This is a genomic window from Prevotella sp. CAG:592 (assembly GCF_000436015.1).
Classification (GTDB): domain Bacteria; phylum Bacteroidota; class Bacteroidia; order Bacteroidales; family Bacteroidaceae; genus Prevotella; species Prevotella pectinovora.
The window spans coordinates 1-8881 of sequence record NZ_FR892621.1; the positions used below are offsets into that span (position 1 = coordinate 1).

Sequence of the window (8881 nt, forward strand, 5' to 3'; positions counted from 1 at the left end):
AGTAGTTATTACTTATTATACTGACAAGTCTTTTGATTTTATTATCAAGACTCCACCTGCTGCAGTTCAATTGAAAGAGGCTGCCAAAATCAAGTCAGGTTCTGCTCAGCCTAATCGTCAGAAGGTTGCTTCTCTTACTTGGGATCAGGTAAAGGTAATCGCTGAGGATAAGATGAAAGACTTGAACTGCTTTACTGTAGAATCAGCTATGATTGAACTGCTTCACTGTCGAGTCTGCAATGAGACTTGTAGCAGGTACAGCAAGAAGTATGGGTATCACTGTAAATGGGGACTTCCCTGGTAAATAATTTATAACTTCAACTTAAGAAAATGAGTAAACTGACAAAAAATCAAAAATCAGTAGCTGATAAGATTGAAGCAGGGAAAGCATACTCTTTGAAGGAGGCTTCAGAGTTGGTAAAGGAAATTACCACTACCAAGTTCGAGGCTTCTCTTGATATCGATGTGCGTTTGGGCGTTGATCCACGTAAGGCCAACCAGATGGTTCGCGGTGTTGTTACACTGCCTAACGGAACTGGTAAGGTTACACGTGTTCTCTGTCTCTGCACACCTGATGCTGAGGCTGCTGCTAAAGAAGCTGGCGCTGATTATGTTGGTCTTGACGAGTACATCGAAAAGATCAAAGGTGGATGGACTGACATTGATGTTATCATAACAATGCCTTCTTGCATGGGTAAGATCGGTCCTCTTGGCCGTGTGCTTGGTCCTCGCGGACTCATGCCTAACCCTAAGAGCGGTACCGTTACCATGGATGTAGCTAAGGCTGTCAAGGAGGTAAAGGCCGGTAAGATTGACTTCAAGGTTGACAAGTCTGGTATTATTCACACATCAATCGGTAAGATTTCATTCACTCCAGAGCAGATCTATCAGAATGCTAAAGAATTCATAGCTACTGTAATCAAGTTGAAACCGTCTGCTGCTAAGGGTACATATATCAAGAGTATCTATCTTTCTAGTACGATGAGTAAGGGTATCAAGATTGATCCTAAATCAGTTGAATAACTCTAAAAGTTTTGTAAAATGAAAAAGGAAGTAAAAGATACTATAGTTGTTGAACTTGGCGAGAAACTCAAAGAGTTCGCTCACTTCTATTTGGTTGACGTTCACGGACTGGACGCTGCCAAGACAAGCGACTTGCGCCGCAAGTGCTTCAAGAGTGAGATTCAGATGGTTGTTGTGAAGAATAATCTTCTTCGCAAGGCGTTCGAGGCTTCTGAAATCGATTTCGAGCCTCTCTACAGCTGCTTGAAGGGTAGCACAGCTGTTTTGTTCTGTAACACAGCTAATGTTCCTGCTAAGTTGCTGAAGAGCTATGTCAAGGAAGGTATTCCTACACTCAAGGGTGCTTATGCTGAGGAAGGTCTCTTCGTAGGTGCTGACAAACTTGAGGAACTTGCAGCTCTCAAGAGCAAGAACGAGGTTATCGCAGACATTGTTGCTTTGCTTCAGTCTCCTGCAAAGAACGTCGTTTCAGCTCTCCAATCAGGTGCAAACACTATCCACGGTGTGCTTAAGACTTTAGGCGAGCGTCCTGAATAAAAACAATTAAAGTCACTAACATTAACATTAAAAAAACAATAAAAATTTAGAATAAAATGGCAGATATCAAAGCTATTGCTGAAGAATTGGTAAATTTGACAGTTAAGGAAGTAAACGAGTTGGCAACAGTCCTGAAGGACGAGTACGGAATTGAGCCTGCTGCTGCAGCTGTTGCTGTTGCTGCTGGTCCTGCTGCTGGTGGTGCAGCTGAGGCAGAGGAGAAGACTTCTTTCGACGTTGTTCTCGCTGAGGTAGGTGGCGCTAAGCTTCAGGTTGTAAAGGCTGTTAAGGAGGCTTGCGGTCTTGGTCTGAAGGAGGCTAAGGAGCTCGTTGACGGTGCACCTTCTACATTGAAGGAGGGTTTGGCTAAGGCTGAGGCTGAGAACCTGAAGAAGGCTATCGAAGAGGCTGGTGCTAAGGTTGAGCTCAAGTAATTGAGTATTAAAAAATATTTAAGGTTAAGGTTCTTCCAATAGAAGAGTCTTAACCTTTTTGTGTCTTTGCGCTTCTGTTGTTAACCACCGCAGCAGTGGCTCCGGCTCTCCTTTGAGAGTCTTCTATATATTCAATGGTGGCTTATATAACGGTAACAAAAATCTGTAATGGCTTCTAAAATCGTTGATAACAGAGTAAACTTTGCCAGCATCAAGAATCCGATGCCGTATCCGGATTTCCTCGATGTGCAATTAAAGTCTTTTAGAGACTTCCTGCAGTTGGACACTCCGCCTGAGGAACGTGAGAACGACGGTTTGTACAAGGTGTTCTCTGAGAATTTCCCTATAACTGACACTCGTAATAATTTCGTTCTTGAGTTCTTGGATTACTATATCGACCCACCTCGCTACTCTATTGATGAGTGTCTGGAGCGTGGTCTTACATATAGTGTGCCTTTGAAGGCCAAGATGAAACTATACTGTACGGACCCTGAGCATGAGGACTTCGGTACTGTTATCGAGGATGTCTTCCTCGGTACGATCCCTTATATGACGAGTAATGGTACTTTCGTGATTAATGGAGCAGAGCGTGTTGTTGTATCTCAGCTGCACCGTTCGCCTGGCGTTTTCTTCAGCCAGGGTGTGCATGCCAACGGTACTGCACTCTATTCTGCCCGTATCATCCCGTTCAAGGGTTCATGGATTGAGTTTGCTACTGACATCAACAACGTTATGTTCGCTTACATCGACCGTAAGAAGAAGTTGCCTGTAACTACTCTTCTGCGTGCCATCGGTTTTGAGTCAGACAAGGACATCCTGCAGATATTCGACCTTGCCGAGGAGGTTAAGGTGAACAAGAAGAATCTGAAGGAGGCCGTTGGCAGAACTCTTGCCGGAACGGTATTGAAGAGCTGGAATGAGGATTTCGTTGACGAGGACACCGGTGAGGTTGTATCAATCGAGCGCAACGAGGTCATCATGGAGCGTGAGACTGTCATCACAAAGGAGAACATGGAGGACATCATCGACAGCGGTGCTTCTACTATCCTTCTCCACAAGGATGCCGAGTCTGCAAACAAGTACTCCATCGTGTTCAACACATTGCAGAAAGACCCGACAAACTCTGAGAAGGACGCCGTGCTCTACATCTACAAGCAGCTGCGTAATGCTGATCCTGCTGATGAGGCAAGTGCAAAGGAGGTTATCCAGAACCTGTTCTTCTCTGACAAGCGTTATGACTTGGGCAAGGTGGGCCGTTACCGCATCAACAAGAAACTGGGTCTTGATACCGACGAGGATGTTCGTATCCTGACCAAAGAAGATATAATCGAGATCATCAAGTATCTCATCCAGCTGGTTAACTCCAATGCTACAGTCGATGATATCGACCACTTGAGCAACCGTCGTGTACGCACCGTCGGCGAGCAGTTGAGCAACCAGTTCTCTATCGGTCTGGCTCGTATGAGCCGCACAATCCGTGAGCGTATGAACGTGCGCGACAATGAGGTGTTCAAGCCAACAGACTTGATCAACACCAAGACAATCTCAAGTGTCATCAACTCATTCTTCGGCACCAACCCATTGTCACAGTTCATGGACCAGACCAACCCGCTTGCTGAGGTAACCCACAAGCGTCGTCTCTCTGCCCTCGGACCTGGCGGTCTGTCAAGAGAGCGTGCCGGATTCGAGGTTCGTGACGTTCACTACACACACTATGGTCGTCTGTGTCCTATCGAGAGTCCTGAGGGTCCTAACATCGGACTTATCTCTTCTCTCTGTGTGTATGCCAAGATAAATGAACTCGGATTCATCGAGACTCCATACCGTAAGGTTGAGAATGGTGTAGTAGACCTGAAGAACGAGGATGTCGTTTACCTTACCGCTGAGGATGAGGAAGACCACGTGATCGGTCAGGGAAATGCTCCGTTGAATGACGACGGTACGTTTATCCGCGAGGTTGTCAAGTGTCGTCAGGATGCCGACTTCCCAGTCGTGCCACCGACAGACGTTGACCTCATGGACGTTTCTCCACAGCAGATCGCTTCTATCGCTGCCGGACTCATCCCATTCTTGGAGCATGACGATGCTCACCGTGCGTTGATGGGATCCAACATGATGCGCCAGGCAGTTCCATTGCTCCACAATGAGGCACCTATCGTAGGTACCGGCGTCGAGAAGCAGGTATGTGTAGACTCACGTACTATGATCACTGCCGAGGGCGAAGGCGTTATCGAATATGTTGACGCTACCACAATCCGTATCCTCTACGACAGAACCGAGGACGAGGAATTCGTAAGCTTCGAGCCGGCGCTCAAGGAATACCGCATACCTAAGTTCCGTCGTACCAACCAGAACATGACCATCGACCTCCGTCCTATCTGCAACAAGGGACAGCGAGTGAAGAAGGGCGATATCCTGACAGAGGGTTATGCTACAGAGGATGGCGAGCTCGCACTCGGTCGCAACCTGCTCGTGGCCTACATGCCATGGAAGGGTTACAACTATGAGGACGCCATCGTGCTCAACGAGCGTATCGTCCGTGACGACGTGCTGACATCTGTTCATGTCGACGAGTTCTCTCTCGACGTGCGTGAGACAAAGCGCGGTACTGAGGAGTTCACAAACGATATTCCTAACGTCAGCGAAGAGGCAACCAAGGACCTCGATGACAACGGTATCATCCGTGTCGGTGCCCGTGTAGAGCCAGGCGATATCCTCATCGGTAAGATTTCTCCTAAGGGAGAGAGCGACCCGTCACCAGAGGAGAAGCTTCTGAGAGCCATCTTCGGCGACAAGGCTGGTGATGTGAAGGATTCTTCATTGAAGGCCAACCCATCATTGAGCGGTGTGGTAATCGACAAGAAGCTGTTCTCTCGTGCTATCAAGACCCGTGCTTCAAAGCAGAAGGACAAGGTTATCCTTGCTAAGATAGACGAGGAGTATGAGGCAAAGATCGACGACCTGAAGGATATCCTCGTTGACAAGCTCCTGACTCTCACCGAGGACAAGGTTTGCCAGGGCATCAAGGACTATTCACGTGCCGAGATCATCACAAAGGGCAGCAAGTTCACCGCTACCCAGCTCATGAACATCAACTATGAGGAAATCCAGTCGAACAACTGGACTGACGATGACCATACAAACGGCTTGATCTCAAAGCTCATCACAAACTTCCTGAAGAAGGCAAAGCTTCTCGATGCAGAGAACAAGCGTCGCAAGTTCGCCATCACCATCGGCGACGAGCTGCCATCGGGCATCCTGCAGATGGCAAAGGTATACATCGCCAAGAAGCGTAAGATCGGTGTCGGCGACAAGTTGGCCGGACGCCACGGTAACAAGGGTATCGTGTCGAAGATCGTTCGCCAGGAGGATATGCCGTTCTTGCCGGACGGACGTCCTGTTGACTTGGTGCTCAACCCATTGGGTGTGCCTTCACGTATGAACCTCGGTCAGATTTTCGAGGCTATCCTCGGTGCTGCCGGAAAGCGTCTCGGCGTGAAGTTCGCTACTCCTATCTTCGACGGTGCCCACCTCGACGACCTCAAGGAGTGGACAGACAAGGCAGGTTTGCCAAACCTCGGTTCTATGCACCTCTATGACGGTGAGACAGGAGAGATGTTCGACCAGCCGGCTACAGTGGGTATCACATACTTCCTCAAGCTCGGCCACATGGTAGAGGACAAGATGCACGCCCGTTCTATCGGTCCGTACTCACTCATCACCCAGCAGCCACTCGGTGGTAAGGCGCAGTTCGGTGGACAGCGTTTTGGAGAGATGGAGGTCTGGGCACTCGAGGCATTCGGTGCAAGTCATGTATTGCAGGAGATTCTGACCATCAAGTCAGACGACGTAGTAGGCCGTTCCAAGGCTTATGAGGCAATCGTCAAGGGCGAGCCTATGCCGACAGCCGGCATCCCAGAGTCTCTCAATGTGTTGCTCCATGAGCTGCGTGGCCTTGGTCTGAGCGTTACCCTCGACTAATATTGCAACTCTTTACTCATACATATATAAACAAGAATTATGGCTTTTAAGAAAGATACAAAGATAAAGAGTAATTTCACGAAGATTACCATCAGCTTAGCATCGCCAGAGGAAATCCTCGAGAATTCATTCGGTGAGGTTACCAAGCCTGAAACCATAAACTACCGTACATACAAACCGGAGCGCGACGGACTCTTCTGCGAGCGCATCTTCGGTCCTACAAAGGATTTCGAGTGTGCCTGCGGAAAGTACAAGCGTATCAGATACAAAGGCATCGTCTGCGACCGATGCGGTGTGGAAGTCACCGAGAAAAAGGTACGTCGTGAGCGTACCGGCCATATCGAGCTTGTAGTTCCAGTGGCCCACATCTGGTATTTCCGCTCATTGCCGAACAAGATCGGCTACCTGCTCGGACTGCCTACCAAGAAGCTCGACTCTGTGGTATACTATGAGAAGTATATCGTTGTGCAGCCAGGTGTGCTGGCTGGCAGAATGGATCCTGAGAAGGAAGAGGAACTCAATGGTTCCCACAAGATGGACCTCCTCACAGAGGACGAGTATCTCGATCTTATGGATCAGATTCCAGAGGACAACGAGTATCTTGATGATTCAGATCCAAACAAGTTCATCGCAAAGATGGGAGCCGAGGCTATCTACGACCTCTTGGCAGGTCTCGATCTCGACTCACTCTCATACGAACTCCGCGACCGCGCCAATACCGATTCATCACAGCAGCGCAAGACAGAGGCTCTGAAGCGTCTGCAGGTGGTAGAGGCATTCCGTGGAAGCAGCAACGTGAACCGTCCTGAGTGGATGATCATGAAGATCATCCCTGTCACTCCACCGGAGCTCCGTCCGTTGGTGCCGCTGGATGGTGGACGTTTCGCCACATCCGACCTCAACGACCTTTATCGTCGTGTCATCATACGTAACAACCGTCTGAAGCGACTCATCGAGATCAAGGCTCCAGAGGTAATCCTCCGCAACGAGAAGCGTATGCTCCAGGAGGCTGTTGACAGCTTGTTCGACAACTCCCGCAAGAGCAGCGCCGTGAAGAGCGAGTCAAACCGTCCGTTGAAGTCACTCTCCGACTCTCTGAAGGGTAAGGCAGGACGTTTCCGTCAGAACCTCCTCGGTAAGCGTGTCGACTATTCAGCACGTTCAGTTATCGTCGTTGGTCCTGAGCTGAAGATGGGCGAGTGCGGTCTTCCTAAGCTGATGGCAGCAGAGCTCTACAAGCCATTCATCATCCGCAAGCTCATCGAGCGCGGCATCGTGAAGACCGTGAAGAGCGCCAAGAAGATCGTTGACCGTCGTGAGCCTGTTATCTGGGATATCCTTGAGAATGTGATGAAGGGTCATCCGGTTCTCCTTAACCGTGCCCCTACGCTTCACCGTCTCGGTATCCAGGCCTTCCAGCCTAAGCTCATCGAGGGTAAGGCAATCCAGCTCCATCCGTTGGCTTGTACTGCGTTCAACGCCGACTTCGACGGTGACCAGATGGCTGTCCACCTCCCATTGAGCAACGAGGCAGTGCTCGAGGCACAGATTCTGATGCTCCAGAGCCACAACATCCTCAACCCTGCCAACGGTGCGCCTATCACGGTGCCGTCACAGGATATGGTGCTTGGTCTTTACTATATCACCAAGATCCGTCCGGGTGCTAAGGGAGAGGGCCTTACATTCTACGGTCCGGAAGAGGCTATCATCGCCCACAACGAAGGCCGTTGTGATCTCCACGCCCAGGTCAAGGTCGTTGTCAAGGACCTTGCCGACAATGGTGGCTACGAGCAGAAACTCGTAGAGACATCAGTAGGTCGTGTAATCGTGAATGGCATCATTCCAGACGAGGTAGGTTACGTAAACAAGGTAATCTCCAAGAAGAGCTTGCGTGACATCATCTCTGATGTTATCAAGGCAGTAGGTTTCGCCCGTGCCTGCGAGTTCCTCGATGGTATCAAGAACCTCGGTTACCGTATGGCATACCTCGCCGGACTTTCCTTCAACCTCGACGACATCATCATCCCAGAGGAGAAGAAAGCACTCGTTGAGCGTGGAAATGACGAAGTACGTCAGATTACTGACAACTATAATATGGGATTCATCACCGACAAGGAGCGTTACAACCAGGTAATCGATGCCTGGACTCACGTCAACAACGAGCTCGGTGATGTATTGATGAAGCAGATGACAGAGGCCGACCAGGGATTCAACGCCGTATACATGATGCTTGACTCTGGAGCCCGTGGTTCTAAAGACCAGATCCGTCAGCTTGCCGGTATGCGTGGACTTATGGCCAAGCCACAGAAGGCTGGTGCTGAGGGTGCACAGATTATCGAGAACCCTATCTTGTCTAACTTCAAGGAGGGAATGAGCGTGTTGGAGTACTTCATCTCTACCCACGGTGCCCGTAAGGGTCTTGCCGATACCGCCATGAAGACTGCCGACGCCGGATATCTGACTCGTCGTCTTGTTGACGTTTCTCACGACGTCATCATCAACGAGGAAGACTGCGGCACATTGCGCGGACTTGTATGCACAGCTCTGAAGAACGGCGACGAGGTTATCTCTACCCTCTATGAGCGCATCCTCGGCCGTGTGTCAGTACACGATATCGTGAATCCTCAGACTGGCGAGCTCATCGTGGCTGCCGGCGACGAGATCACAGAGTCTATCGCCCAGGCTATCGAGGACTCTCCAATCGAGAGCGTCGAGATCCGTTCAGTGCTCACCTGCGAGAGCAAACACGGCGTCTGCATGAAGTGTTACGGACGTAACCTTGCTACCAGCCGTATGGTTCAGAAGGGTGAGGCAGTAGGAGTCATCGCCGCACAGGCTATCGGTGAGCCAGGTACACAGCTTACTCTCCGTACGTTCCACGCCGGTGGTGTGGCTGCCAACGCAGC

The 8881-nt window shown here is 49.9% G+C and carries 5 protein-coding genes and 1 pseudogene; all 6 read left to right on the forward strand.

Going from position 1 to position 8881, the window contains the following annotated elements:
- Positions 1-308: pseudogene (locus QVO99_RS08790) on the forward strand (50S ribosomal protein L11); the annotation flags it as partial.
- Positions 309-330: 22 nt separating this feature from the next.
- Positions 331-1023: a 50S ribosomal protein L1 gene (gene rplA / locus QVO99_RS08800; RefSeq protein ID WP_022317234.1), complete on the forward strand. Its 693-nt coding sequence runs from the start codon at positions 331-333 to the stop codon at positions 1021-1023.
- Between the two features lie 18 nt (positions 1024-1041).
- Positions 1042-1560: a 50S ribosomal protein L10 gene (gene rplJ / locus QVO99_RS08805; RefSeq protein WP_022317235.1), complete on the forward strand. Its 519-nt coding sequence runs from the start codon at positions 1042-1044 to the stop codon at positions 1558-1560.
- Positions 1561-1616: 56 nt separating this feature from the next.
- On the forward strand, positions 1617-1994 hold the full coding sequence (gene rplL, locus QVO99_RS08810) for a 50S ribosomal protein L7/L12 (protein ID WP_022317236.1): 378 nt from the start codon (positions 1617-1619) through the stop codon (positions 1992-1994).
- 168 nt (positions 1995-2162) lie between these two features.
- Positions 2163-5975, forward strand: coding sequence for a DNA-directed RNA polymerase subunit beta (rpoB, locus tag QVO99_RS08815; RefSeq protein WP_022317237.1), 3813 nt, complete (start codon positions 2163-2165; stop codon positions 5973-5975).
- 39 nt (positions 5976-6014) lie between these two features.
- Positions 6015-8881 (forward strand): DNA-directed RNA polymerase subunit beta' (gene rpoC / locus QVO99_RS08820; RefSeq protein WP_288177099.1); only part of this gene is annotated, 2867 nt, incomplete at its 3' end.